This is a genomic window from Nitrosomonas sp. Is79A3 (assembly GCF_000219585.1).
GTDB lineage: Bacteria > Pseudomonadota > Gammaproteobacteria > Burkholderiales > Nitrosomonadaceae > Nitrosomonas.
Genome location: NC_015731.1, coordinates 3331499 through 3355842, shown reverse-complemented (window position 1 = coordinate 3355842; position 24344 = coordinate 3331499). Strand labels below are relative to the sequence as shown.

Genomic DNA, 24344 nt, shown 5'->3' with positions numbered 1-24344 from the left:
ACTCTATTCCAGGTAAGTTTTATTTATTAAAGGGTTAATTAATATATTTACAGCAATGAAGCTGTTTCTACGACCTAAAAAAATTAAACTTTAGAATATCTTTGTTATGGTTCTTTTATAGCAGTTTCTGCTTGCCAAACTTGCGATTATGATTCCCGTCGCTTTCAGGTTTTACCCAATACAATTGACGGGCACGCTTCACGAAATCCAACCGATAGTCGCTAATTCACCTTAGCCATTCCGCCCGTTTGTAGAGAAATAGAAATTAAATGTAATTCTTATAAGATAGATTCCTAATCGTTTATAAAAAAGATTCAATTGAGATTTCTGGTTTCTAATTGAATGCTTCTTTTGCGGTCATCATGACTAACATATGTATTCCGGCGTTGAAAGTATCTACTTCCGAACGATCCAGCAATACGCAAGGTTTGCCGGAATACTTACAGTAATGCTTAACAATTAAAAAAGCATCATGGTTAACACAATCAACTGGGCAAATTATCATATCGGCCTTGTCGAGGAGTTGCGGTAATTTATCTAAGCGATCACCGGGGTCGCCATGGAATGCAATAAAACTGCCACCGGAATTTTCTATTAGTTGGCTGTATTCCGGATAAAGTTTAATGCGTCCGCCTACACATAGCACAAATCGCTCAGCTAAATAATCACTGCTATTATGCGAATTATTTTGATTGGCGTTGTTAGTGCTGCAAGTTTTTATAGGGAAAGAAGTCTTGACCAAGGGCGCCCAATCGATAATAGGAAAATTTTTAGGAAAAGTTGGATTAACCTTGGTGATTTTATGATCAAGACAATTGAATTCCAGTTTCAGTAGACTGAATATTTCACAGATTAACGGACACTTACTTAGTGTATGGATTAATTTTTGTGGATTGCCCAAACAGAGCAACGAGAACACATTCGTGTATGCAGAATCAGGGGAAGGATATTGAAAGACACTGCCCGGTGAGGTAGTTAAAGCCAGCTTCTTTAGAAAGTTCATAATCGAATCTCCTACAAATCATCAGCAAATAAAAAATTGGCTGGCTGACCTGAAAGGAACAGGTTGGCTGGCTGAGTGTGCCGCTGGAGAAGGAGGAGAACGCCAGCGGCAAGGGAAAAACTATATCTGGCTTTGTAGCCAGTTATGGATACCAATTTTTTGCATGACATCAAGCTGAGTCTCCAGCCAATCTATATGCTCTTCGGTATCTTCCAGAATACGTTCAAAAATTTCCCGTGAGACATAATCTTGTGCTGATTCACAGGCAGCTATTGCAACAAGAAGGGTGTCACGCGAGATATATTCAAGTTTTAGATCGCACGCGATACATTCTTCAGCGGTTTCACCAATCATTAATTTGCCAAGATCTTGCAAGTTTGGCAGGCCTTCCAATAATAGAATTCGCTCAATTAACGCATCAGCATGTTTCATTTCTTCGCAAGATTCTTCGAACTCGTGTTTTCCAAGACTGTTAAACCCCCAGTTCTTGTACATGCGGGCATGAAGGAAATATTGATTAATGGCAGTCAGTTCATGTTGTAGTTGCTGATTCAACCAGCGAATAATATCTACGTTACCTTTCATTTTTAGCTCCTAAGACAAATATATTTTGTATGTGATCGAATTCAGAAAAAAGCTATCGCTCTGGTATTTTACGCTTTGCTTGCTTGGCACCACCTATGCATGATGGCCGTAAACATTTTTCCGCTAAGAAATACCCGGCATAAGTCCAAATCACGCATAACGATACCGGTAACAACTTGCAAGTATAAATATACATGATATGTATCTTTAATCCACTATTTGTTCAGAATTAACTTGCCATTCCGTGTGCGGCGTAGCGTGTATTGTTCGCCTTTATGCAGAATAAATACGACATCGCCATTTCTAAATAGGGCGTCGCTATCAATTAATGTGCTTAAATCTGACAATCCCGATTGATGCAAATTTCTGAGTTGTATTTGGGGTAATTTTAAAATATCCATCTTAGATCAACAATTGTAAATGAGAGTCATTCTCATTATAGTCATTTTTAAACGGTGCGCAAGACTTAAATGTCAAATTATCAAATTAAGAGGCGTATACGATAGGTTGTTCTTGTATTTACAGCAAATAAGATTTTTAACTTGTAATTCCCATGGTCTTGCCACAGGGCGCGTGGAGCAAATTTATTTTGTATTATTATGCATGAGCGGAATCCTAGCGAGCTATCTTGGTGATATTGATCGATATGTGTATACTGTGGATGTTTTTTGATTGCAAGCTATTGAGATAAATGAATAAAAGAATGTTGCGCTCATTCATTGCTAAACTAAACACATTTCTTCGATACGCATGATCGAACGACGTAATTTCTATCGAATTCTTCATGTCCAGCCGGATGCGCCGATGACTGTTATTCAGGAAAGTTATCGGGTATTACTGCAAAAGCTTAAAATTCATCCAGATCTTACTGGCTCTGATTTGAGCGAGAACTTACTCGATATTGCCTATAAAACGCTGCGAGATCCGCTCAAGCGAGCCGCTTATGACCTTGAGTTACTGAAACGTTATCACATTAAAACGCTCAGCCAGGGTGCATTTGGCCAAATTACGGATTCCGGGGGGGAGAAGCAGAAGAATGGACGAGCTTCACAGCTGAATCAACGTAACTATTATCGAATTCTTCAGGTTCAGCCTGATGCGCCCATCGCTACAATTACGGCAAGTTATCAAGCGTTAAGAAAGAATTCATCAGTAGAAGCTGCATTACTTGATGAAGCCTACCGGATTCTTTCAAATCCTTTGGCGCGTAAGCAGTATGATGCCATTTTTGCGGGCAGCTTTTTTCATGCTGCCGGGAAATCTGCCCAAGAAAATACCAACCTGACTGGGTTTTCGTCCGAAGTTAAAAGCATGCCGCAGTTTGCTATAGAATCATATCGGGCAGTGATTACACATTACTGTTTTTTCTGTAAGACGCCGTATGTGCCGCAAACAAGTATATATCGCAGTGAGAGTTGTCTGGAATGCGCAAGCCCATTACTTGTTTTGCAACATGAGAATCTTGAATCCTCGCGCCGGCTAATGATGCGGATCAATGTCAGGGGTGAATTTGTATTTTACTTATTTTGGCCGGGTAGGCCTTGCCAAGGCATATTCCAGGATTTGTCACCTACAGGGATTCGTTTCTTAACCGACGTGATGCTTGATCCAAATGACATCATAAAAATTGATGCGCCTAATTTTCAGGCGGTGGCTGAAGTAACGCATAAACGCTATGACGGTGAGGGGATCTCTGTTGGAACTCGCTTTATTGCAGTGAAATTTGATCAGCAACATGGTAATTTTGTCACAGTACAAGCCTGAGTCTGGTTATATTAAGGAAACTCTGATTAAGTCCTTCGACAGGCTCAGGACGAACGGTAATCAACTTAATCAGAGCTTCCTTAAAATGTTAATTTTCCTTTGCAGCTGGTTTATTGAAACGGATCAAATTAAGTTAACCGGTATTTTAAAATATGCAACTCCGTTTGTCTCGACCGGTGGCAATTTTCCGGCTCTGATGTTTACTTGTATTGAAGGAAGCAGCAAATTGGGCATTTCCAGCGTCGCATCACGTTTGTTGCGCATCGTTACAAATTCATTTTCATTGATGCCATCATGTACATGGATGTTATGGAGACGTTGCTGTGCGACTGTACTTTGCCACGCAGCAGCGCGATTGACAGGCGGATAATCATGGCACATAAACAATCTTGTTTCCGGTGGAAATACCAGTAATTTTTGAATGGACTTAAATAATTGACGTGCATCGCCACCTGGAAAATCTGCGCGTGCAGTACCAATATCGGGCATGAAAAGAGTATCTCCTACAAAGATGGCATCGTCAAATTGGTAAGCCGTGTCCGCAGGCGTGTGACCTGACACGGAGATGGCCTTGGCCGTTAATTTTCCAACCTGAAATAGCTCGTCTTCCGTAAACAAGTGATCAAAATGATGACCATCCGGAATAAACGCATCGCCGAGATTGAAAATTTTCTTAAAAGTCTCTTGTACGACAGGAATATTACTGCCGATACCAATTGTTCCGCCCAATCGATCTCTAAGATAATCAGCAGATGACAAATGATCTGCGTGCGCATGCGTTTCAAGTATCCACTCAACAGATAAACGCTGTTCGTCGATAAACGCTATCAGCTTGTCAGCTGAGCGAGTGCTTGTTCTACTTGCTTTGGGATCGTAATCCAGGACCGGATCAATGATGGCGCAACAACCGCCCGGTTCATCAAAAACAACATAACTGACAGTCCAGGTTGCTGAGTCAAAGAATGCATTGATATTTGGTTTCATATTATTTATCTGCCAATTTAATTAGAACTCTTGCATATTATAATATATAATTATGCATATCGTATGATATCATATCTAAGATATTGAGATGAACTGATTTTCGTTTCTTAGCAGGAGAACGAGAATGTATATTAATCTGGATTCAGTGCCATGGCATGCGGCAGCTGGCGGGTTGATGATTGGTGCCGCAGTGGCACTGTTATTCTATTTAACGGACGTATCGCCGGTATATCGTGTATTGTGGGTGGATTATATCGAATTCAAAAAGGCGATATCAGTTGGCGCATTGCTTTTATTTTAGGACTAATTTTATCAGTGGTTATTTGGAAGTCTTTTTTTGTTTTGCCGGAGATAGTTATTGAAACTAGTTACACGATGTTAGCATTGGCAGGTTTCTTGGTCTGTTACGGTACACGCGCCTGGGTTCTGGTTGTACCAGTGGTCATGGGGTTTGTGGAATAGCAAGAGGATCACCGCGCTCAATTGCAGCGACAACAGTATTTATGCTGGCTGGTTTTGTGACAGTCTATTTGATACGGTATGCATTTACTTTCTAGCTTGGATAGGCATGTATAAGGAAGGCATTTAATGGTTAACTTTATCGCATTGCTATCAGGGATTGTTTTCGGTTTGGGAATTATCTTGTCTGGTATGGTAAATCCAGCCATAGTTTTGGCTTTTCTTGATATAACAGGTAACTGGGATTCTTCCCTGCTATGGGTTATGGGTAGTGCCGTGACTGTGGGTTCGATTGCTTTCGCACTGGCAAAAAACCGTAAACACAGTTACCTAGGCCCATCGATGCAGATACCTGCAGTCACGAAAATAGATAACCGCTTGCTGTTAGGAAGCCTTGTGTTTGGCATTGGCTGGGGGATAGCGGGTATTTGCCCTGGACCGGCCGTGTTGCTGGCTGGAACAGGAAGTATTGATGCATTGGTATTTCTTGCCGCGATGCTATTGGGTATGGGTATTTACCAGAATCTGCAAGGGCGTGGATAAACTTCTTACAATTTGTAGGAAGTTTAGGAAAATGATTTAGAATTTTAACCATTACTGGTCTAATGGATTTATCATTCAGGATTTAAACAGATACACACTAACGTTAGATAAGAATTAATTATGAAAACAGAATCAGTTCCAGTTTTACACAATATCGCTGCGCTACATACATCCGCTTCGGCTGCTTGCGCTTTACTGAAAATACTGGCCAATGAAGACCGGCTACTCATTCTGTGCGAACTGAGTCAGGGAACCCGGAATGTGGGTGAGCTGGAAGAAATGCTCGGCATTCATCAACCTACGCTGTCGCAACAACTGACCGTGCTGCGAGAAGAAAATCTGGTTGCAACGGAGCGCAAAGGTAAATATATTTACTATAGTTTGGCGAGTCAGGAAGCCATTAAGATTATGGAGACTTTGTATAACTTGTATTGTAAGAATCAATCTACCTGAACGGATAATCGTCAATCAGGATTATTTGTGAACTATTGCAACAATAGCTGATACTCAGTATGGTCTGATTGATAGAGGATAGGATATGCGCCTGGATATTACCAAGCTTGACCACATACTGTCGGTTGCCGGTCAAATCAATATCGATGATATCGCCGATATTGCAGCAGCTGGCTATAAATCCATTATTTGTAATCGCCCGGATTATGAGGGTGGCAGAAGCCAGCCGGGCAGTGAAGAACTGGAGGCGATGGCCGAGTTACTGGATATTACTTTTGTCTATCTACCTGTCAGGATGAGCGCCATAAACGCAGAGCGTGCCGAAGCTTTTCAGAAATTTATGGTTGAATTACCCAAACTGGTTCTGGCGTTTTGCGGTTCTGGCAAGCGTGCGACTGCTTTGTATGAAATGACTAAGCAGAATGATAAGGGTGACATAGAAGCGCGGGAATCTGTGGTGACGGCCTGCAACTGGGATAATGCCTTTGATGTGGTTGTCATAGGGGGCGGTTAGGCTGGCATCGGTGTCACTGTAAGCCTGCTTAAACGGCGGCCAGCCCTGCGTGTCGCGATTATCGAACCAAGCGACAAACATTATTATCAGCCTGCTTGAACACTGGTGGGGGCCGGTGCTTATGACATCGCCGAAACAGTGAAACCGATGGATGATGTAATTCCGAGAAATGCTGAATGGATTCAGGCGGCTGCAGCCGGATTTGATCCGGAACACAACAGAGTACACTTGGCAGATGGCCGTGTGATGGGATACCGGCAATTAATTGTTTGCCCGGGTATACGTCTGGCATGGGAAAAGATTGAGGGACTAGAGGAAACACTGGGTAAAAACGGCGTTACTTCAAACTACCGGTATGACCTTGCACCTTATACCTGGTCGCTGGTAAAAGAACTTAAAGCCGGAAAAGCAATTTTTACCCAGCCGCCGATGCCAATCAAATGTGCCGGTGCGCCACAAAATGCCTTGTATCTTTCATGCGATCACTGGCTGCATACACACTGCCTGAAAAATATGGATGTTGAGTTTAATACGGCAGTTGCTGTGTTATTTGGTGTGGCAGATTTTGTTCCACCTCTGATGGAATATGTCAGACGCTACCATGCAAAATTGATATTCAATTCTAATCTGATCAAAGTAGATGGAAACAAAAAGATCGCCTACTTTGAAATTAAAGGCAATGATGGAACGGTAACCCTCGAAGCGAAACTTTTTGACATGCTGCATGTGACACCCTCACAGGCCGCTCCGGATTTTCTTCGCAATAGTCCTTTGGCAGACGCGGGCGGTTTTTGCAAAGTAAATGAAAAGACACTGCAGCATACCGATTACCCGAATGTATTTTCATTGGGGGATGCCTGTTCATCTCCTAACACGAAAACGGCTGCGGCAGCCAGAAAGCAAATCGTTGTAGTGGCGGAGAATCTTCTGGCGGCAAAAGAAGATCGGGAACTGACGACTATCTATGACCGTTATGGCGCATGTCCGCTGACAGTGGGGGATGGCAAAGTCATACTGGCTGAATTTGGTTTTGGCGGAAAATTACTGCCCACATTTCCACTTGACCCAACAGTGCCGAGAAAGCTTAATTGGTTTCTTAAAACGACAGTTTTTCCATGGATCTATTGGAATGGCATGCTAAAAGGCAAGGAATGGCTTGCTCGTCCCCGTAAATTAAGCTGAGCATGTGGATATTTTGTTGATCAGTATTCTGCTCGGCGCTTGTGCTGGTGCTATACTGGCCCTGACTGGCGCTGGCGGTACGATCATTGCAGTTCCTCTGCTGATGTTTGGATTGCATCTGGTTGTTGCCGAAGCTGCTCCCATTGCTTTATTCGCCGTGTGTTTGTCTTCGGCTATCGGTGCGCTATTTGCGCATAGGCAAGGAAAGGAAAGGTGCGTTACCGGGCAGCGGGATTTATTGCTATTACCGGTGTCATGACTGCACCCATCGGCATATGGCTGGCGCAGAAATTGCCTAATGCGCCTCTAACACTTTTGTTTGCTCTGGTATTGTTCTATGTTGCAGTCAGCATGTTGCTGCAAAGTAAGAAGAAGGATGAGAAAAATATGACAGACTCTCCCTCGGATACTGCCTCAATCCCTTGCCAGCTAGCCTATGATCAAGGCCGTTTGGTATGGACTTGGCCGTGCGCCCGGGCATTGGCGTTCTCGGGGATTGCAACCGGATTCTTATCAGGTTTGTTAGGCATCGGAGGAGGCTTTGTCGTTGTGCCGGCGTTAAAAAAAGCGACCAATCTTTCGATGCAATCCATTCTTGCAACCTCATTGGCAGTGATCGCACTTATTACTGCCATAGGTGTTGCCTCTGCAACCTATCTCGGAGGTATGAATTGGACTATTGCACTACCTTTTGCCGCCGGTGCATTGACAGGTATGTTGATCGGGCGAATTTTTGCCCATTTTCTTGCTGGCCCGAGGCTACAGCAAGGATTTGCTGTAGCCTCCATGGGTGTGTCGGTATGGATGATTATTAAATTGTTCTGAGCGAGTTGATGGATGGATTAAAGCTCAGTTCAGCATGATTTCACGAAGTTTTTCTTCCAGCGGCGGGCGCAAACCGGTTTTGCGGGCATCCTCAATGGCTACTTCCGGATCAACACCTTTGGTGATTCGATAGCTAGCCCACATGGCACTTGCCCGGTTACCCGATCCACAGTGAATCAGTATCGGGGCTTGCGCTGATTCGATCACTTTGGTAAATGCGGCCACCTGTTCTTTAGTGATTCCAGCAACGGTCGTCGGAATATTGACATACATCATGCCGGCAATATCGACCAATGCTTTCTCCTCCATAACGCCTTCGTTTTTGGTGCGTAAATCAATAATGGTTTTGAAACCAGTGGCTGCCAATGCTGGCACGCCGCCCTCGCTAATCATTCCTGATATGGCAATTTTTTCCGTAGCGCGGCTGTAGTTTTGTACCGCAATAACCTGATGACCAAAAGGTACCCGCCCAGATGCCTGCGCTATGCTGGTAAACAGAATGGTTAAAAGTACCATCAGAATGATAGAGTATTTCATAGAAAGCCCCATTTGCTGTGTTAAGTGAGAAAAGAATGTTTTCATTGTAGCTGTACTGAATAATTAAATACAAATTATTCCTATCGATTCTGGTCTATGAGATAAACATAATACAATCTGTGATTCCAAAGAAGGAAAATACTTATGCAACACGATCAGACTTCTACACCCGATAAACCACCCGCATGGCATAGCTACTCAGCGCAACAGGTGCTGGAAGCGCTTAAATCTGATTCTGCCGGATTATCACAAACAGAAGCGCAGCAACGTCTCGAACAATATGGTGCAAACCGTTTAAAACCACCTAAGCCAAAAAGTGCCGTTATTCGCTTCTTGCTGCAATTTCATAATGTATTGATTTACATTCTACTGGGGGCATCTGTGATGACTGCTTTTCTGGGGCACTGGGTGGATAGCGGTGTGATCCTGGCAGTCGTTGTCATCAATGCCATTATCGGCACTATCCAGGAAGGTAAGGCGGAAAAAGCATTGGCTTCTATCCGCAATATGTTATCGCTCAATGCTTCAGTTCTGAGAGAAGGACAGCGCAAGCAAATTCCGGCAGAAGAATTGGTGCCTGGCGATATCGTGCTACTGCAATCCGGTGACAAGGTACCCGCCGACTTGCGGTTGCTCAATTGCAAAAACCTGCGGATCGAAGAAGCGGCATTAACCGGAGAATCCGAGGCCGTTGAGAAATCCATCCATGCAGTCGATGCTGTGACCGCGATCGGGGATCGTTTCTGCATGGCGTATTCAGGCACATTGGTGGTTTATGGCCAGGGAATGGGTGTAGTGGTTGCTACCAGTGATCATACTGAGATTGGGCACATTAGTCAGATGCTGGAACAGATCGATAAACTGACAACGCCCCTGTTACGTAAGATTGCAAAATTTGGGCGCTGGTTGGCTAGCGTAACTTTGGTTCTGGCAGTCACTGTTTTTACCTTTGGATTACTGTTTCATGATTACAGTATCGGTGAGATGTTTCTGGCTACAGTCGGTATGGCTGTCGCGGCAATTCCTGAAGAGTTACCGCCTATCTTAACGATTGCGTTAGCTCTAGGGGTGCAGAGTATGGCACGAAATCATGCCATTATTCGCCACTTGCCGGCAGTGGAAGCATTAGGTGCGGTAACCGTGATATGTACCGATAAAACAGGTACTTTAACGCGTAATGAGATGACCGTACAGCTTGTGATTACTGCGGATCATCAGGTACAGGTTAGCGGCGTAGGTTATGCACCGACTGGTGATTTTCGTCTGAATGGAAAGAAAATTGAGATCATTGAATATGCAGGAATGCAGGATATGTTTCGTGCAGGATTGTTATGTAATGATGCAACATTGCATCAGGGTGATGGTACATGGGGCATTCACGGCGATCCGACAGAAGGTGCCTTAATTACCCTGGCAATGAAAGCGGAATTGGATCCGATTTCTGAGCAGGAAACATTACCTCGCACAGATGTGATTCCGTTTGAATCGGAACATCGTTTTATGGCAACGTTGCATCATGGCCATGCCGGGCATAGCCTGATTTATGTCAAAGGCGCTCCGGAAGAAGTAATGGCTATGTGTAGTTATCAGCGCAGTCTGAGCGAGGATCAATTAATCAAACTTGATTTCTGGCATACCAAGATACGAGAAGCCAGTGCGACGGGACAGCGCATCCTCGCCATGGCAAGCCGTGTTGTGCCAGAGGGACAACAAATCCTTCAATCTTCTGATGTTGAAGCGGATTTTACCCTGTTGGGATTGGTAGGAATTATAGATCCTCCGCGTGAGGAAGCCATTGTCGCTGTGCAGCAATGCCATACGGCGGGCATTCGCGTCAAAATGATTACGGGCGATCACCATATTACTGCTTGCGCTATTGGAGCAAAATTAGGCATTGGGGATGGCCACAGCGCCATTACAGGCGTTGAACTGGATAATATGGATGATGCGCAATTGCGTCGAGTGATTGTGGATGTGGATATTTTTGCACGCGCGAATCCTGAGCATAAACTGCGGCTGGTGACAGCCTTACAGGATAACGGCGAAATTGTCGCTATGACCGGTGATGGTGTGAACGATGCCCCAGCTTTGAAACGCGCAGATATTGGCGTCGCCATGGGGCAGAAGGGCACTGAAGTGGCGAAGGAAGCGGCCGAGATGGTGCTTGTGGATGATAATTTTGCGTCGATTGCACACGCCGTGAAGGAAGGGCGCACTGTCTACGACAATATCAAAAAGACCATTGTTTACGTGCTACCGACAAACGGTGGGGAGGCCGGGATAATTATCTTGGCGATTTTTCTGGGAGTGGCAATGCCGATAACCCCGGTTCAGATATTGTGGATCAATATGGTAACCACAGTTACTTTAGCCGTGACACTTTCATTCGAGCGGCCAGAAAGTGATGTGATGTGGCGTCCGCCACGCGACCCTAATGCACCGATATTGTCTGGCTTTCTGGTGTGGCGCATCATTTTTGTTTCGTTATTGATGATTGGTGGCAGTTTAAGTTTATATTTATGGGAAACCATGAATGGCTCCAGCGTCGAACTGGGACGCACGGTGGTGGTTAATGTACTGGTGATGTTTGAAATAGTCTATTTGTTCAATTGCCGTTATTTGGTGGCTTCCGCATGCTCGCGTCAGGGTTTGCTGGATAATCGTTATGTTTTATTGGCTATTGGTCTGTTGTTGGTTTTGCAGTTACTATTCACGTATTTGCCAGTGATGCAACAGTTATTTGGCACGACAGCTCTGGATGTGACAGCCTGGGGACGCATCATCGCAATCAGCTTATTGCTATTTCTGATCATTGAACTTGAGAAATACTTGTTACGGCGGAGGGGGGTGAAGGATCTGTAATCGTTAGAGGTGTTTTTTTACATGTCCTGGAATTTATTGATTGGTCGGTTCACAGCAATTCATTTCGCGCTGGGTTGCCATCAAATTTTCAACTGCCTCTCCGTCGTTGCCAACATCGTTCTATTAAATGTCAACCAGCAGCGTTTTGGCACGAGTTATCAAGTAAACCGTGGCGATGTTTGCTGTGTTGCGGTAAACATCGCCACAGGATGAAACGCATAGGCTTATTTGATAGCAGTTGTAGAAGCCATAAGCTTGGTATAGATATTGGATAAGTTGCTATAAAAAAAGTTGTTATTCCATATGGCTATGGCTTGTCCCGATGCGGCAGCAACTGCTGTAGGACTGGGTGTTATATAGGTGCCCTGCATATCAGCATCTAAAATAGTGTTGGACCAGTTAGTATTGCCCGCTTCCAGTACCGAAACGCCCATATTGTAGCCAGGCGATCCAGCGGGTTGGGCGTCTATCCAGCCGACTACAAATGATCCCGCAGGCGTAGCTGCAATATTAAATGCTTCGACGCTGCCGCTTGGATATGTGATTTCAACAGGTATGCTCCATGTATTGCTGCCGCTCGGTAAAGTGGCGGCATTGAGCGGTGCAGGCGGCACATTTGCATAATAGGTATTGTATGCGGCAACAGCTGTGCCATTGCTGGCCATAGCAATCTTTACGGGTACGGCTGGTACAAAGCCGTCGAAGGTGGCCTTGGCTGTCCAACTGCCGTCGGCCGGTGAACGCCTCGACCACTGAGCGCCCAGATTGGCATCGCTGAATACCGCAATGGCTACACCGTTATCGGCAATTGCTACCGAGGGTGCTGTACCGTACGCGCCGGAAGCAAAATTGGTGAGGGTAGTCCATGTGCCGCTGGTATTGCGACTGGTAACCACGGCAGGGCTGCCGGCATGACGAATGGGCGGGGGTGTTGCACCCAGTGCCAGTGCCGCTTCGCCGCGTTTGTTGATTGCCAAATCAATAAAGTTGTAGCAAGCAGACCCAGTGTCCGCAACAGTAATAACATTGTTCCAGCCGGTGCTCGCATTACCGGTGGCGGCTTTTACGGCACAGGAAGCGCCGGTTTTCTCCGACCAGACCAAAGTGGCAGTGGGTGTTGCCGATGGGGTAGTTTTGCTATCGTATTTAACCCGAGCGTTTAAAACGATAGCGCCTGTTGCTGCTGGGATAACTGCTGGCGTACTCCAAGTACCGGCATGAAAAAAGCTGCTTTGTACCACGGAATTAACAGAAACGACAGCTATAGCATCTCCTAATGGTGACTTGGTTAAATCCAGAAGACTGGCGGTCTGCCCCGTGGCAGCCGGGACTAAAGTGACTACTCCGCTCCAGGTGGTGGCAGATCTGCTGCGTGCCTGGATTTGCGTACCGCGCACCCAAGCAGCGACAGCTTGTCCTTTGGAGTTGATCGCAACCTTTTGGTCGCCCAGGTTTTCATTGGTCTGATTGATATTTTTGGTTGAGGCCAGCAGCGTTGGCGGTGTTGACCAGACTTCGGCTGCTGCGAAAGAAGCGTTACAAGTCAGATAAATCGCCAGGCCGATAATGCCTAATTGCTGGGCGGTGTGGATTGATTTTGCATGACTAATGAACATGTTGGTTACCTCTCAATGATTATTAATAATATATCATATATCATTATATATTATTTTGTGTAAGACACAACATTAGCTGTAAATTTGCTGAAAGAATCGTAAGTGTAATGAACAGATCTGGAAAGACGTGCGGCGTATTGGAATCAAGCTAGTGACAAACGGTGGAGTTTAAACAGGCAAGCCTATAAGATTTAAGGTTTTAAGTGTCGAATGTTTCGAAAACGTACGCTAGTGCAAATGAGGTGCCCGGGGCGGTACGGGGAAGTGAACATTTGGAAGGCTATGATGCGTTACCTCCGCTTTATGCAGGATAAATGCATTTTTTCCAAAAAACGCAGAAGTTCATATGCGGAATCACGAATAATTTGTATCGGAGCAATGAGGCTAATCTATTTTATGATCTAAAATAAATTGCCCCATTGCTCTTCAGCTAGATAGAAAAGGCAGTTTTACAGTGCTGCCAAGAATGCAACGAGATCGGCTTTCTCATCTTCAGTCAGACCAATGCTAAAGCGATTATTGTAAAACTCAACAACGGCTGGTAAGTCTGCAGCAGAACCATCGTGGAAGTAGGGTGGCCGTGAAGCTACCGAACGTAAAATAGGTCCTTTAAAGCGGCCAATATCTTTCCATTTGCCCGTAATCAAAGCCCGGCCAGGATCAGTTGTTTTAATGATTTCATCAGTTCCTATCTTTCTCAGCGTATACAAAGGCATATCCGGTGTCCGGCGCGATTCATCAGCGATACCGATGTCTAGCGGCATCGGTGTTGAGTGATTGCCCGAGTTCGGGGTGTTATGGCATGTTGTGCATGTGCCAGGGAGCACGCTCACGCTTAAGTCATCATTAATCCCTTTTACACCGCTGATCTGGATAGGTTTGGTATTAAATAGTGCTTGACCACGTGCAATGGCGGCACGAGCATTTTTAGTGCTATTGGAGGATTTATTTTTGTTGAACTTATTCCAACTGTCATAGAGTGACATTACATTGGGGCTAAAAGGGCTGTGTGTTTGATAATCCCCAACCAGCGTGTCATTAATACCAAAGTGATATTCTTGCTTCTTCAGCTCTTTTGGACCACCGCCTGCTCTTTCTGCAGTTAGGTTGCCAGCATTGTTATCCTGTATCTGTGCTGTAAATAACCCTAACTCAAATGCCACAATCGCATCACGCTCTTCATCCGTTAATTCGTGTGATGCTTCAGCATGACCTAATGTGGCATGATTGGCCTGGGTTGACAAATCAAAAGGTATTGGAGAAAAACAAGTTGAAGTGCCAGAAATGCAATCAGTGGAACCCGGCATCAGGGTTGTTTCGCGACCATCCCACATGACAGTACTCAGAAACTTAAGATTGGTGGTTGGCATTGGACGGCGGAACAGTGATAGTTGACCTGCACTTGCGAAGCCATAAGGATCATCGGCTTCAAGCAATTCGAATTCTGCGTTAAGCGGGATACCAATTCCTACACGGATATTCCCTTTTTCCAACAACATACTATAGGCTTTGCGACGTTCCTCTAAGGTAGATACAGGTGCATCAGGAGAATTGGCACCATCAACCAGCCGGAAAAGCGGATCAAGGCCCTCGGTGTCGTCGAAGAGCTTTTGAACACCCTGTGGCGTTATTGTCCATCCTTGAGAAGGGGCATGACAGGAACCGCAACTACGGCCATTACTTCCCAAACTTTTAAAAAACGGATTTTTAAGATCAATAAAACCCGCAGTACTATAAGTTGCATCTTTGCCGTGACTATTGGTCGAGCTAAACATATTGGGCAGATGATTAGAATGGTGATCATGATCATGGTCACTCTTCGCAAATGCTGGTGCTGCTAGCATAACAAATAGTGCTGATATTGTTTGTAACTTAATAATATTTCGCATTAAATTTCTCTTGGTTATGGATGTAAAAAAGCTAAATTCTGAAAAAAAATTTAGCTCAACAAAATTTTCGTTAATTGATAACTAATTTGCTAATTAGTTTAGCTACGCTAGTTGAGATTAGACATAGTCTCGCTGTACTAGTGGTTATAGTCTAAATAAACTGGGTGCAATCAGCTGTGAGAAAAATCACATTGTTAGAATTAAATGAAGATGGTTGAGTGGATTCATTTGCTTTGCCAATTCACATGACAGCCAGAGTATCTTTTAAAGAACTATGCTTTGGGGAGTATTGTTTTATTTAACGTCGTCCATCGTACCAAATCGGAAGCTTTTTCTTGTCTTGTAAGGTTTTTCTCGGGTTAAATAGGACGCTGAATATCTGACCGGCAATTTCACGGCCGGTATACAGTTGTACTTTGCGGGGTGAAGTAACGAGCGGGTGACGGGTGAGGATGGTAAATTTCAGGCCGTGTTTGTGCCCCCATTTTTTAAGTAATTGACTGAGGTCAATTTCGTCAGCGGCAAACATCTCCTGATTAAATCCACCGACCTCGCGGAATGCATCCGCCCGGCATACTACCAGCGCGCCCGATGCCCAACGGAACGTAACTGATAACGCGGTCCATAATTGCATCGCGGCGTTACCCCACCACGGCAGGTCGGGCATGTGCATGATGCTGCCGCAGCCAACATGTTTGCCACCTTCAATCATTTGTAAGATATCAGCCACCATACCAGGATTGAGCAAGCTGTCGGCATCCACAAACAGTAGCCAATCTCCCGTTGCAGACGCTGCGCCAGTGTTGCGTGCGCGGCCGATCTGATTGACCGGTTCAAACACGACTTTGGCTCCAGCTTGCATGGCCAGTTCCGCGGTTTTGTCGGTTGAGTTGTTGTCCACGACGATCACTTCGTGAGTAAAGCCGGGTTTCTGATTGGCGTTGACTGATTCTTGAATGGAATTCAGACAATCCAGAATCAATAGTTCTTCGTTAAAAGCGGGGATAACGATGGATAGGTGCATGGGTAAGCGCAGGAATTTCAGTGAGAACGCTATCTGCTGAATGAAGTGATGATGGAGAGCGGGAAATGACCGCTCTCCACAGCAAGATTAGAACTCGCCTTGTTTGATATAAGGTTGTGACCACAGAATGACTTGCATCAAGACTGATTTGCGCCAGGCATCTTGCATACGATCCACATCATCACGGGAGTGGCCGGCTTTTTCCAGGAATGGGCGCAGCGTGGTGGTGATCGGAATGAGCAATGCAAAAATGTAGTGCAAGTGAATGATCGGCACTGATTTTACGTTGTCGGTAGTATTTTTCTTCGTGGTGTGGTGGCGCAATCCAATTTCGTACTGGTAGTTGAGCCAATCTTGGTTGTATTCGGCTTTTGCGGTGTCCAGAATCCATTGACCAAAGCGTTTACGCACACCGCCTAAATAATCCATGTTGGGTGTGCCATCGGCTGCATTGGTGAAGTAGTGCAGCAGGAAAGGTGTCGAGCCTACAAAACCATACCAAACATCCAGAATTTGTTCGGTTTGATCTTTAAGTATGTCGTGCGACATTTTCAGGTAGCGCACATCATCATCGCCAAACAGAGAAGCTTGTTTCAGATTGGCAAAATCATCAAGTGATACGGGTGATTTTGCAAGCGAAGCGCTGCCATAGGTATAGCCAGGTATGTTTGTTGTCATAAAATTTCCTTTTGTTAGATCTGTTAATCATCATAGATAACAAAGCTTATTGTTATCTATGCATTTGATATCATGCTGTTATGCAATGAATTCTTGTCAAATTATATAGAAAAATGCGCCGATTGAGTAATTGAATGGCGGATTCTACAGGATTGATAATTTGTGCGGGAATACTTTTGGGGACTCGGTTAGTTTTTGTGCGTTGCCAATAAGCCATCCAGCCAATTTTTCCAGTGTTGGAATTTTTCTGATAGTGCGTTGTTTCCGCAGTTTATTGCTATTTGTTTAGCTTGCTGGCGGCAGTTTATTTTAAGCCTGGAGGCGAGTAAAGCAGCACCCTGAAGGCTTGCTTCTTTTTGCTGTAAATGAAAAACCGCGAATGGCACGCATTGAGCGATACCTTGCTGCAGGCAGGGTAACTCGGACAGGCCGCCGGATAGGTAGACTTGAGTCAGCGGCGAGTGGTGGTGGAAATCTTCCAGAATGCGTGCGACCCGGAAAATGATAGCTTCGAGCATCAGTACGGTAATTTGTTGTGTGGTCAAAGCGGAGATAGATTGAGAAAAGTAAACTCCCCAGTCTTGGCGGAAATACGGTGCGCCTAAACCACTCGACTCCGCCAGGCAGAAGATGTCGTTGTCAGCCAAATTTTCAATGCGGCAATCTTTCACAGAATATGGCGCCAGTGCAGCGGCGATGGAATTGAGCGTGCCTTCAACGGCAAATTGCGCCTGCTGATTCTCATTCTGATAAACCAATGTCTGAAGGTAACCATCAAACGCCAGCTCGTTTTTGGCGAGGGAACGAATCACAAATCCACCGGTGCCAAGATTGACCAAAGCGTCGGTTCGGCTATCGGTCAGGCTGGCGATCAGCGCAGCCGATTGGTCACCTACACAGGCTTGTAGAATCAAACCAAAATCCGGTAAAGATAAATTCAATCCGGTTGAAAGTTTTATTTGCGGCAGAATCGAGCATGGAATATCGAAGAGTTGGCACAAGGTATCTGACCAGTGTTGCCGGTGGATGTCCATCAGCAAGGTGCGAGCAGCCATCGACGCGTCGGTGAGAAAATGTTGACCGTGCGTCCAACGCCAGATCAGAAAAGTATCCAGCGTGCCTGCCAGCCATTCGCCCTGAACAAGCTTCTCACGCCATGCCGGATTTTCCTGCAATAGGAAGCTGAGCTTGGGAGCAAAATAATAAGCGGTCAAACGTAAACCGGTCAGGTTATGAATGGTGTCTGTTGATGCGTGCAGACGATCACAGCAACTTGCCCCTCGAGCATCTTGCCAAGAAATCAGGGGCGTTACCGGGTTACCACTGATTTTGTCCCAGATCAGGAAAGATGAACGCTGGCTGCATAACCCTAAAGGAAGATTGTTGCCGGTTTGTGCAATACATTCTTTTAGAACCTGCTCGGCAATTACAGCATAATCAAGCGCGTTACTTTCATAGTGTCCATTGTGACTATCAATGGCAGGTGCAGAGCGAGTGACGATATGCTGGAGGTTTCCCTGCCGATCCATTAAAGCGGCTTTAATGGATGTCGTTCCCAGATCAAGGGCAATTGCTGAGGTCAGTGCGTGATCCATTGTTTGCAGCAGCGCTCAATTTCTTGGTGAGTCCTAGTAGCGTCCCAATGCATGGTATCGGCTACGCGCAGGGCAATTTGCTGTAACTCGTTTTCCGTTAGCTTGGCTAGAATGAGTAATGGCAGGCGGCGGCGTAACAAATCTTCTAAGTGGATAACCATTTCCGTAGCGGCGCAATGTAGCAGATCGGCAACAATAAACGGCAGAGACGGAATAATGCGTCGCGCCAAATCAGCTTCTGTTTCAATGCTGCGAAAAATCTCAGTTATTTGTGTGCCATGACGATGCAGCAGCCATCTGGCACTTTCTGTATCAATGCCCAGCTGTGTTGCTTGGCCAAGCATGCGGGCAGACCAGTCTGGAAAATTTTCCTGCGGCGCCCAGGGAAATAATCGATCCTGGGTTGCGCAGGGCAAGGCAGTGCCGAGTTGTGAGCACACCGTATCGACGATACAGGCGGCATCCTGGCGTGACGAAGTTATTTTTCCACCGATGGCATAATGTACGCCGTTGGGGGCAGATTTTAATTCCCAATCGCGGCTGACCGCAGACGGTGAACCGGAAGAAGCCGTTTGAGTATTTTGTTTAAAAACCCGCACCCCGGCAAAATAGCCAATAATGTCTGATTCTTTCCACGGTGTTTTCAGATAATTATTGGCGGCAGCCAGCAAATAATCAATATCACTCGCATCGACGGAAACCTGTTCGATATTGCCTTTAAAATCGGTATCGGTTGTGCCCAACAGCGTCAAGCCATACCAGGGAATCATAAAAAACACCCGGCCATCTGATTTGGTCGTTAGCAATAAGGCTTCATCTTGCAGCACGCCGGGCATGACCAGATGAATCCCTTTCGCAAGACGAAACCATTCGCGGCTTTGCGCTTCTTTTGCCAGCCACTGACCGGTAGTGAAAACAATTTGCTTGGCACTGATTTTCTTCTCGGTTTGAGTGAGCTGATCCTGGACGATTGCTCCATCCGCTTTTCCGTTGGTTTCCAGTAACCGGACCAATTTGCTGTAATTGATGCAGCTTGCACCGGCATCTTGCGCGCCTGAAATTAATTCCAATACCAGCCGCGCGTCATCGGTTCGTGCGTCGGCATAAGTAAATCCGCCTTTCAGTGCCTGTTCATCGAGGCAAGGGAAGTGTTCGGTGAATTGTTTTGGATTGAGATAGCTGTGACGCATTTGCGGATCGGTATCACCGGCCAGAAAATCATAAAGCGTTAACCCTAATTTCAGTTGCAGCCGGTTCATTCGTTGCCGCGCGTAAACAGGTACACCAAAACGTAGCGGCCAGACGCGGTGAGGTGCTGCTTGTAGCAACATTTTGCGTTCTTTGAGCGATTTGCTGACCAGCTTGAGATCATAGGTTTCCAGGTAACGTAGGCCGCCATGGATGAGCTTGCTGGATGCGGATGAAGTGGCGCTGGCCCAATCGCCCTGCTCAACGATGGCAACTTTCAGGCCACGCAGTGCCGCATCATACGCAGTCCAGGCGCCATATATGCCGCCGCCGCAAACCAGGAGATCGAAGTGTTGGTCTTGCAGTGTTGCAAAATCTCTTTTCATTGATCGCGCAATATCAGCGCTTTATGGGGAAAATCGCTGATAAGAATATCCACGCCCAATTGTAAGGCTTTATTGATTTCTGAGTCACTGTTACAGGTATAAACGGCGATACACTTGCCATGTTCTCGTAGCATGTGGACGATCGCTTGATCCAGATTCGCAATAGGCAAACAAAGGCCCTGGAGAAAAGCGTGTGTGTTTAAAAGTTTGCGTGCATCTGCGATGGTTTGCGTGGTTTCAAAGTTGTAAACCAAGGGAAACGCCGGATTGTATTGGTGCGCATAAACCAGGCTGGGAAGATTGAATGAAGAAACGATGATCCATTGATCAGGGTTCTGACCAACCAGATCGAGTGTTTGCCGGATTTTTAATTCGTGACGGGAAACAGGTTCCCAGTCACGATTCTTGATTTCAAGCAATAAACGGCAGCGTCTTCGGTAAGCGGCCAGAAAATCTTGCAAGGTCATAATGCCTTCGCTTTCAGATTCCGGATTAATCAGCGCCTTAAGCTGATGATAATCAAAATCGTCAATATGCTTATCGCTCAATCCGATTCTATCGAGAAAACGGTCATGCCAAAGTACCGCAATTTCATCCCGGCTTAATTGGATATCCGTCTCAATGCCGTCAATCGCATACCCCAATGCTTTATCAAATGCGTTTCGAGTATTTTCCATTGCTTCCGTATTTGCGCCGCGGTGGGCAAACACCAAGCAATTCTTAGGGGAATGACGGGTTTTTCCTGGCATCTATTGATAGATGGCTATTGTGTTGCTGCTTGCAGTAATTCAATAATAGCTGGATCTTTGGCAATTTCGAGTGCGGTTTTTTCTGTTTTGCTTTTAATTTTGGGGTTTGCACCTTTTGCCAGCAACAATTTCACTGCATCGGTATGATCATGTAAAGCAGCCCACATCAGCGGTGTAATGCCATCTTCATTTTGCAGGTCGATTTTAGCGCCATTCTCCAATAATTTTTCTATGACGGACGTATGCCCGTTCTGCGCCGCCAGAATTAGTGCTGTAAAACCATTGGAGGCCTTGTGATCCACTTTGGCGCCATGTTTGATCAATGCATCGACGATTTCAGTATTGCCTATGAGAGCAGCGAGAGTCAGTGCTGTCGCGTCATTTTTATCTTTCAAATCTACTTTAGCGCCTTTTTTTAGCAGTGCATTGACAACCTCAGTATGTCCATTTTGTGCGGCGATATAAAGTGGCGTGGTATCGTTAGCAGCTAACAGATCAACAGGCGCATTCTTGGCCAATAAAGTTTCTACAATCGCTGTGTGTCCGTTTCTGGCGGCCATATAGAGTGCAGTGGTATTGTCAGACGCTTGTACATCAACTTGCGCATTTCTTGCCAATAGCTTGTCGGCAATGCTTGCTCTGCCATCCAATGCTGCAAGCATTAAGGCTGTCAGTTTCTCTTTGGTCTGCAAATTGACATTGGCGTCTTTTTCCAACAGTGCATCCACAATACTTTCATGTCCTTTTTGTGTCGCCAGCATGAGGGCTGTAATGCCATCCGTTGTCTGTGCATCAACCTTGGCGCCTTTACTCAATAGCGCATTGACAACATCGGCATAGCCATTTTTTGCAGCGATAATCAGAGCGGTGGCTCCACCGGCGTTTTGCAGATCAACATTGGCTTTATTTTCTAGCAATAGGTTGACGATATCCCCATGTCCATATTGTGAAGCAATGATGAGTGCGCTAAACCCCTTGTCATTCTGAAGATTAACATTAATACCCTTTTCCAATAGCTGCTTGATTGTTTCCGGTTTGCCTGCAAATGCAGCTTTGATAAACTCTTCTTCGTCATTGGCAAAAGCGCTGGCAGCAGAAATTAACAAGACTGCAGCAGTTACCGTAAAAAATAAAAATGTACGCGTATAATTAATTAAGTGTTTTATATCATTCATTTGTTATACCTATATCTGGCCTTTTTGTTATCAATTCTTGGAGTCTGTTTGTTGGATCGCTCATGATTCACTTTGCAATTTTATGAAGTCAGGGATGAATTGAGAATTGATTTGAACAAGTCCGCATCCGGAAGAAAACCTCAAGCCCGATATTTTAACCTAGAAATGCTGGATTCAAGGTTTAATTAGTTTGTGATTAATAGGAAATACTTTTTCTAAAAATTAGACACCTATGAATGATTGGATAATCCCTGATTGGCCGGCACCCGGCAATGTGAAAGCACTTTTTACAACCCGCAATGGCGGTGTGAGCCGCGGTACAAATGGTACTTATGCTACTTTGAATTTGGGCGCGCATGTCAATGATAATTTGGCGGATGTTGAATGTAATCGGACTCTACTGCGTCGCTATTTACCGGGGGAGCCGAGATGGTTGAAACAGGTTCATGGTACGTTGCCTATTTGGATTGATCAAACGGCAACGGTAAATCCGGAAGGCGATGCGGTATTGAGCCGTACACAAGGTGCGGTTTGTGCTGTCATGGTTGCTGATTGTTTGCCGGTATTCTTGTGTGACGCAGCAGGCACCACAGTGGGTATCGTGCATGCAGGCTGGCGTGGACTGGCCGGAGGTATCATCGAACGATCGATTGCTGCAATGGCAGTGGATCACAACAAACTGATGGCGTGGCTGGGACCGGCTATTGGTCCTGATTACTTTGAAGTCGGCGCAGATGTTTACGAAGCTTTCGTGCAGCAAAATGCGCAGGCGGCGCAAGCTTTTGTGCCTAAGAACAGTAGTCATGAAAAGAAGTGGCTGGCGGATATTTTTTTGCTGGCTCGTCAGCGATTGACAAGTATTGGCATTACAGAGATTTATGGCGGAGGAATTTGTACATTCAGTGATCCTGAACTTTTCTTTTCTTATCGCCGGGATGGTGAAACCGGGCGGATGGCTGCTTTAATCTGGCTCGAATAAACGCTGCTTTAACTTGTTAAATTATTGCCTTGTAACAGCGTATAATCCCGCCTTTATTTTTCAATTAACTTTATGTCAACGCTTACTTGGATTATTGTTGCCAGCTTATTTGGAGGAATATTAAGCTTATTGTGTGCAGCAATATTGGCATTCAATATGCGGGTGTCGTGGCTTTCCATATTGGTTTCTTATGCGATTGGCGCATTATTGGGAGCCGCTTTTCTCAATACCTTGCCAGAAGCATTTGAGCTTTCTGAGAACCCGATGCAGGTGACCGTCACCGTGTTAATTGGGATTCTGATTTTTTTTATTCTGGAGAAATTAGTGTTGTGGCGTCATTGCCATATCGAGGATTGCGAAGTGCATGACCCATTACATGGATCCGCGGCACCGATAGCTAATCAGCATGAGCATGATCACGGGCGTAGCGGAATGATGGTTATTGTGGGGGATACCTTTCATAATTTTGTCGACGGTATTTTAATTGCTGCTGCTTTCATGGTTGACGTGCAATTGGGTATTGTGACATCCATCGCGATTATCGCCCATGAAATTCCTCAAGAAGCAGGGGATTTCATAATCCTTTTGAATTCCGGTTACACGCGCCGCATGGCATTTTTGATGAATTTGTTATCCAGTTTAGCGACCTTGGTTGGCGGTGTATTGGCCTATTTCATGTTGCACAAGATGAGTTTTCTGGTACAGCCGCTATTAGGGCTTGCCTCAGCCAGTATGATTTATGTGGCGATGTCTGATTTGATTCCAAGTTTGCATAAACGCCCGGAAATTAATGCAACTATCCAGCAAGTCGCATTAATATTATTAGGAATATCCACTATCTGGCTGATAGGGAATATTTTTCCGCATGACTAGGCGCGTGTGGTGATTGCAAAATACGGAGTTTTTTTATTAGGAGTTGCAATGACAAAACGGTTAATTGTGTTATTACTGTTGCTTTTTTGTACAAGTGTTGTTTATGCGCAAGAGAGCAATATTCTCGAAAAAGTAGAAAACAGCGCACGTTCCTGGCTTGGGCTGGTCGATAGTGGAAAATATAAAGAAAGCTGGGAAAATTCCTCCGCGCTATTTAAGTTGAAAACATCTGAGTCTGAATGGATCAAATTGATCACAGCAATTAGAGCGTCACGTGGCGCAATGAGTGCTAGGTATATTGCGACGGCAGCATCTGGAAAATCATTATCGGGGTTTCCAGATGGGGAATATGTTGTGCTCCAGTTTTACACAACTTTCCCAGAAAAAGGATTGGCATTTGAGACGGTAACGCTGGCAAAAGCACAAAATGAAACATGGCAGGTTACGGAATACTCGATCAAGTAAAAATAAGAATACTTGA

Annotated in this window: 25 protein-coding genes and 1 pseudogene; 13 read left to right on the top strand and 13 right to left on the bottom strand. The window is 45.3% G+C overall.

The genetic code is table 11. The annotated features are described in order from the left end of the window. Nucleotides 1–334: 334 nt before the first annotated feature. The 3 genes from NIT79A3_RS18010 to NIT79A3_RS15640 all read right to left on the bottom strand — a co-directional run bounded on the left by NIT79A3_RS18010 (nucleotide 335) and on the right by NIT79A3_RS15640 (nucleotide 1989). A complete protein-coding gene (locus NIT79A3_RS18010; RefSeq protein WP_198009369.1) occupies nucleotides 335–901 on the bottom strand; it encodes a DUF2325 domain-containing protein in 567 nt (188 codons plus the stop codon). A gap of 222 nt (nucleotides 902–1123) precedes the next feature. Beyond that, nucleotides 1124–1588: a bacterioferritin gene (gene bfr, locus NIT79A3_RS15645; RefSeq protein WP_013967114.1), complete on the bottom strand. Its 465-nt coding sequence runs from the start codon at nucleotides 1586–1588 to the stop codon at nucleotides 1124–1126. Nucleotides 1589–1803: 215 nt separating this feature from the next. Beyond that, nucleotides 1804–1989: a hemin uptake protein HemP gene (locus NIT79A3_RS15640; protein ID WP_013967113.1), complete on the bottom strand. Its 186-nt coding sequence runs from the start codon at nucleotides 1987–1989 to the stop codon at nucleotides 1804–1806. Between the two features lie 349 nt (nucleotides 1990–2338). Here NIT79A3_RS15640 and NIT79A3_RS15635 point away from each other — a divergent pair, with 349 nt between their 5' ends. Continuing rightward, nucleotides 2339–3352, top strand: a complete 1014-nt coding sequence (locus NIT79A3_RS15635) for a DnaJ domain-containing protein (protein ID WP_013967111.1) — start codon at nucleotides 2339–2341, stop codon at nucleotides 3350–3352. 123 nt (nucleotides 3353–3475) lie between these two features. Here NIT79A3_RS15635 and NIT79A3_RS15630 read toward each other — a convergent pair whose 3' ends face one another. Next, entirely contained in the window at nucleotides 3476–4336 is an 861-nt protein-coding gene (locus NIT79A3_RS15630; RefSeq protein ID WP_013967110.1) for an MBL fold metallo-hydrolase, read from the bottom strand. Nucleotides 4337–4460: 124 nt separating this feature from the next. Here NIT79A3_RS15630 and NIT79A3_RS18435 point away from each other — a divergent pair. The 7 genes and pseudogenes from NIT79A3_RS18435 (at nucleotide 4461) to NIT79A3_RS15605 (ending at nucleotide 8312) form a co-directional block, all read left to right on the top strand. Further along, nucleotides 4461–4893, top strand: a pseudogene (locus NIT79A3_RS18435) (YeeE/YedE family protein). 31 nt (nucleotides 4894–4924) lie between these two features. Continuing rightward, entirely contained in the window at nucleotides 4925–5338 is a 414-nt protein-coding gene (locus NIT79A3_RS15625; protein WP_013967109.1) for a DUF6691 family protein, read from the top strand. Nucleotides 5339–5458: 120 nt separating this feature from the next. Continuing rightward, nucleotides 5459–5791: a metalloregulator ArsR/SmtB family transcription factor gene (locus NIT79A3_RS15620; RefSeq protein WP_013967108.1), complete on the top strand. Its 333-nt coding sequence runs from the start codon at nucleotides 5459–5461 to the stop codon at nucleotides 5789–5791. A gap of 85 nt (nucleotides 5792–5876) precedes the next feature. Beyond that, on the top strand, nucleotides 5877–6305 hold the full coding sequence (locus tag NIT79A3_RS19620) for a sulfur transferase domain-containing protein (protein WP_348225651.1): 429 nt from the start codon (nucleotides 5877–5879) through the stop codon (nucleotides 6303–6305). 147 nt (nucleotides 6306–6452) lie between these two features. Beyond that, the gene (locus NIT79A3_RS19615; protein ID WP_348225650.1) at nucleotides 6453–7487 is read left to right on the top strand and encodes an FAD/NAD(P)-binding oxidoreductase; all 1035 of its coding nucleotides are present in this window, start codon (nucleotides 6453–6455) and stop codon (nucleotides 7485–7487) included. A 4-nt stretch (nucleotides 7488–7491) separates the two neighbouring features. Then, a complete protein-coding gene (locus tag NIT79A3_RS19610; RefSeq protein WP_348225649.1) occupies nucleotides 7492–7746 on the top strand; it encodes a TSUP family transporter in 255 nt (84 codons plus the stop codon). Beyond that, nucleotides 7701–8312, top strand: coding sequence for a sulfite exporter TauE/SafE family protein (locus tag NIT79A3_RS15605; RefSeq protein WP_348225648.1), 612 nt, complete (start codon nucleotides 7701–7703; stop codon nucleotides 8310–8312). The genes NIT79A3_RS19610 and NIT79A3_RS15605 overlap by 46 nt, the downstream gene beginning before the upstream one ends. A 24-nt stretch (nucleotides 8313–8336) precedes the next feature. On the opposite strand, the gene NIT79A3_RS15600 is transcribed toward NIT79A3_RS15605, so the two are convergent. After that, a complete protein-coding gene (locus tag NIT79A3_RS15600; protein ID WP_156797109.1) occupies nucleotides 8337–8849 on the bottom strand; it encodes a protein tyrosine phosphatase family protein in 513 nt (170 codons plus the stop codon). Between the two features lie 144 nt (nucleotides 8850–8993). Between NIT79A3_RS15600 and NIT79A3_RS15595 the strand changes: the two genes are divergently transcribed. After that, nucleotides 8994–11711 (top strand): cation-transporting P-type ATPase, encoded by a 2718-nt coding sequence (locus NIT79A3_RS15595; protein WP_013967106.1) that lies wholly within the window; start codon nucleotides 8994–8996, stop codon nucleotides 11709–11711. A gap of 21 nt (nucleotides 11712–11732) precedes the next feature. Further along, entirely contained in the window at nucleotides 11733–11924 is a 192-nt protein-coding gene (locus NIT79A3_RS15590) for a hypothetical protein (protein ID WP_041360381.1), read from the top strand. Nucleotides 11925–11935: 11 nt separating this feature from the next. On the opposite strand, the gene NIT79A3_RS15585 is transcribed toward NIT79A3_RS15590, so the two are convergent. From NIT79A3_RS15585 to NIT79A3_RS15550, 8 genes are all read right to left on the bottom strand, one after another. After that, on the bottom strand, nucleotides 11936–13327 hold the full coding sequence (locus NIT79A3_RS15585; RefSeq protein WP_013967105.1) for a hypothetical protein: 1392 nt from the start codon (nucleotides 13325–13327) through the stop codon (nucleotides 11936–11938). 449 nt (nucleotides 13328–13776) lie between these two features. Further along, on the bottom strand, nucleotides 13777–15216 hold the full coding sequence (locus tag NIT79A3_RS15580; RefSeq protein WP_013967104.1) for a cytochrome c peroxidase: 1440 nt from the start codon (nucleotides 15214–15216) through the stop codon (nucleotides 13777–13779). Between the two features lie 298 nt (nucleotides 15217–15514). Further along, complete coding sequence (locus NIT79A3_RS15575; protein ID WP_013967103.1) at nucleotides 15515–16240, bottom strand: glycosyltransferase; 726 nt, start codon at nucleotides 16238–16240, stop codon at nucleotides 15515–15517. 87 nt (nucleotides 16241–16327) lie between these two features. After that, a complete protein-coding gene (locus NIT79A3_RS15570; protein ID WP_013967102.1) occupies nucleotides 16328–16918 on the bottom strand; it encodes a protoglobin domain-containing protein in 591 nt (196 codons plus the stop codon). Nucleotides 16919–17106: 188 nt separating this feature from the next. Then, entirely contained in the window at nucleotides 17107–18513 is a 1407-nt protein-coding gene (locus NIT79A3_RS15565; RefSeq protein WP_013967101.1) for an FGGY family carbohydrate kinase, read from the bottom strand. Beyond that, complete coding sequence (locus tag NIT79A3_RS15560) at nucleotides 18498–20087, bottom strand: glycerol-3-phosphate dehydrogenase/oxidase (protein WP_013967100.1); 1590 nt, start codon at nucleotides 20085–20087, stop codon at nucleotides 18498–18500. Before NIT79A3_RS15560 ends, NIT79A3_RS15565 begins: the two co-directional genes overlap by 16 nt. Beyond that, nucleotides 20084–20836, bottom strand: coding sequence for a glycerophosphodiester phosphodiesterase (locus NIT79A3_RS15555; protein ID WP_013967099.1), 753 nt, complete (start codon nucleotides 20834–20836; stop codon nucleotides 20084–20086). Before NIT79A3_RS15555 ends, NIT79A3_RS15560 begins: the two co-directional genes overlap by 4 nt. Before the next feature lie 14 nt (nucleotides 20837–20850). Further along, nucleotides 20851–22011 carry an ankyrin repeat domain-containing protein gene (locus NIT79A3_RS15550; protein WP_013967098.1) on the bottom strand — a complete coding sequence of 387 codons (1161 nt, stop codon included), beginning with the start codon at nucleotides 22009–22011 and terminating at the stop codon, nucleotides 20851–20853. A 232-nt stretch (nucleotides 22012–22243) separates the two neighbouring features. Here NIT79A3_RS15550 and pgeF point away from each other — a divergent pair, with 232 nt between their 5' ends. The 3 genes from pgeF to NIT79A3_RS15535 all read left to right on the top strand — a co-directional run bounded on the left by pgeF (nucleotide 22244) and on the right by NIT79A3_RS15535 (nucleotide 24328). Beyond that, a complete protein-coding gene (gene pgeF, locus NIT79A3_RS15545; RefSeq protein ID WP_013967097.1) occupies nucleotides 22244–22990 on the top strand; it encodes a peptidoglycan editing factor PgeF in 747 nt (248 codons plus the stop codon). Between the two features lie 72 nt (nucleotides 22991–23062). After that, complete coding sequence (locus NIT79A3_RS15540) at nucleotides 23063–23863, top strand: ZIP family metal transporter (RefSeq protein WP_013967096.1); 801 nt, start codon at nucleotides 23063–23065, stop codon at nucleotides 23861–23863. A gap of 9 nt (nucleotides 23864–23872) precedes the next feature. Beyond that, nucleotides 23873–24328, top strand: a complete 456-nt coding sequence (locus NIT79A3_RS15535; RefSeq protein ID WP_348225646.1) for a DUF4019 domain-containing protein — start codon at nucleotides 23873–23875, stop codon at nucleotides 24326–24328. The last annotated feature ends 16 nt before the right edge of the window (nucleotides 24329–24344 follow it).

Bases quoted from the DNA above. Each gene is read 5' to 3' on its own strand.
- bfr (WP_013967114.1), bottom strand. From the start codon at position 1,588: ATGAAAGGTAACGTAGATATTATTCGCTGGTTGAATCAGCAACTACAA.
- NIT79A3_RS15640 (WP_013967113.1), bottom strand. From the start codon at position 1,989: ATGGATATTTTAAAATTACCCCAAATACAACTCAGAAATTTGCATCAA.
- NIT79A3_RS15635 (WP_013967111.1), top strand. From the start codon at position 2,339: ATGATCGAACGACGTAATTTCTATCGAATTCTTCATGTCCAGCCGGAT.
- NIT79A3_RS15630 (WP_013967110.1), bottom strand. From the start codon at position 4,336: ATGAAACCAAATATCAATGCATTCTTTGACTCAGCAACCTGGACTGTC.
- NIT79A3_RS15625 (WP_013967109.1), top strand. From the start codon at position 4,925: ATGGTTAACTTTATCGCATTGCTATCAGGGATTGTTTTCGGTTTGGGA.
- NIT79A3_RS15620 (WP_013967108.1), top strand. From the start codon at position 5,459: ATGAAAACAGAATCAGTTCCAGTTTTACACAATATCGCTGCGCTACAT.
- NIT79A3_RS19620 (WP_348225651.1), top strand. From the start codon at position 5,877: ATGCGCCTGGATATTACCAAGCTTGACCACATACTGTCGGTTGCCGGT.
- NIT79A3_RS19615 (WP_348225650.1), top strand. From the start codon at position 6,453: ATGGATGATGTAATTCCGAGAAATGCTGAATGGATTCAGGCGGCTGCA.
- NIT79A3_RS15600 (WP_156797109.1), bottom strand. From the start codon at position 8,849: ATGAAATACTCTATCATTCTGATGGTACTTTTAACCATTCTGTTTACC.
- NIT79A3_RS15595 (WP_013967106.1), top strand. From the start codon at position 8,994: ATGCAACACGATCAGACTTCTACACCCGATAAACCACCCGCATGGCAT.
- NIT79A3_RS15590 (WP_041360381.1), top strand. From the start codon at position 11,733: ATGTCCTGGAATTTATTGATTGGTCGGTTCACAGCAATTCATTTCGCG.
- NIT79A3_RS15585 (WP_013967105.1), bottom strand. From the start codon at position 13,327: ATGTTCATTAGTCATGCAAAATCAATCCACACCGCCCAGCAATTAGGC.
- NIT79A3_RS15580 (WP_013967104.1), bottom strand. From the start codon at position 15,216: ATGCGAAATATTATTAAGTTACAAACAATATCAGCACTATTTGTTATG.
- NIT79A3_RS15575 (WP_013967103.1), bottom strand. From the start codon at position 16,240: ATGCACCTATCCATCGTTATCCCCGCTTTTAACGAAGAACTATTGATT.
- NIT79A3_RS15570 (WP_013967102.1), bottom strand. From the start codon at position 16,918: ATGACAACAAACATACCTGGCTATACCTATGGCAGCGCTTCGCTTGCA.
- NIT79A3_RS15565 (WP_013967101.1), bottom strand. From the start codon at position 18,513: ATGGATCACGCACTGACCTCAGCAATTGCCCTTGATCTGGGAACGACA.
- NIT79A3_RS15560 (WP_013967100.1), bottom strand. From the start codon at position 20,087: ATGAAAAGAGATTTTGCAACACTGCAAGACCAACACTTCGATCTCCTG.
- NIT79A3_RS15555 (WP_013967099.1), bottom strand. From the start codon at position 20,836: ATGCCAGGAAAAACCCGTCATTCCCCTAAGAATTGCTTGGTGTTTGCC.
- NIT79A3_RS15550 (WP_013967098.1), bottom strand. From the start codon at position 22,011: ATGAATGATATAAAACACTTAATTAATTATACGCGTACATTTTTATTT.
- pgeF (WP_013967097.1), top strand. From the start codon at position 22,244: ATGAATGATTGGATAATCCCTGATTGGCCGGCACCCGGCAATGTGAAA.
- NIT79A3_RS15540 (WP_013967096.1), top strand. From the start codon at position 23,063: ATGTCAACGCTTACTTGGATTATTGTTGCCAGCTTATTTGGAGGAATA.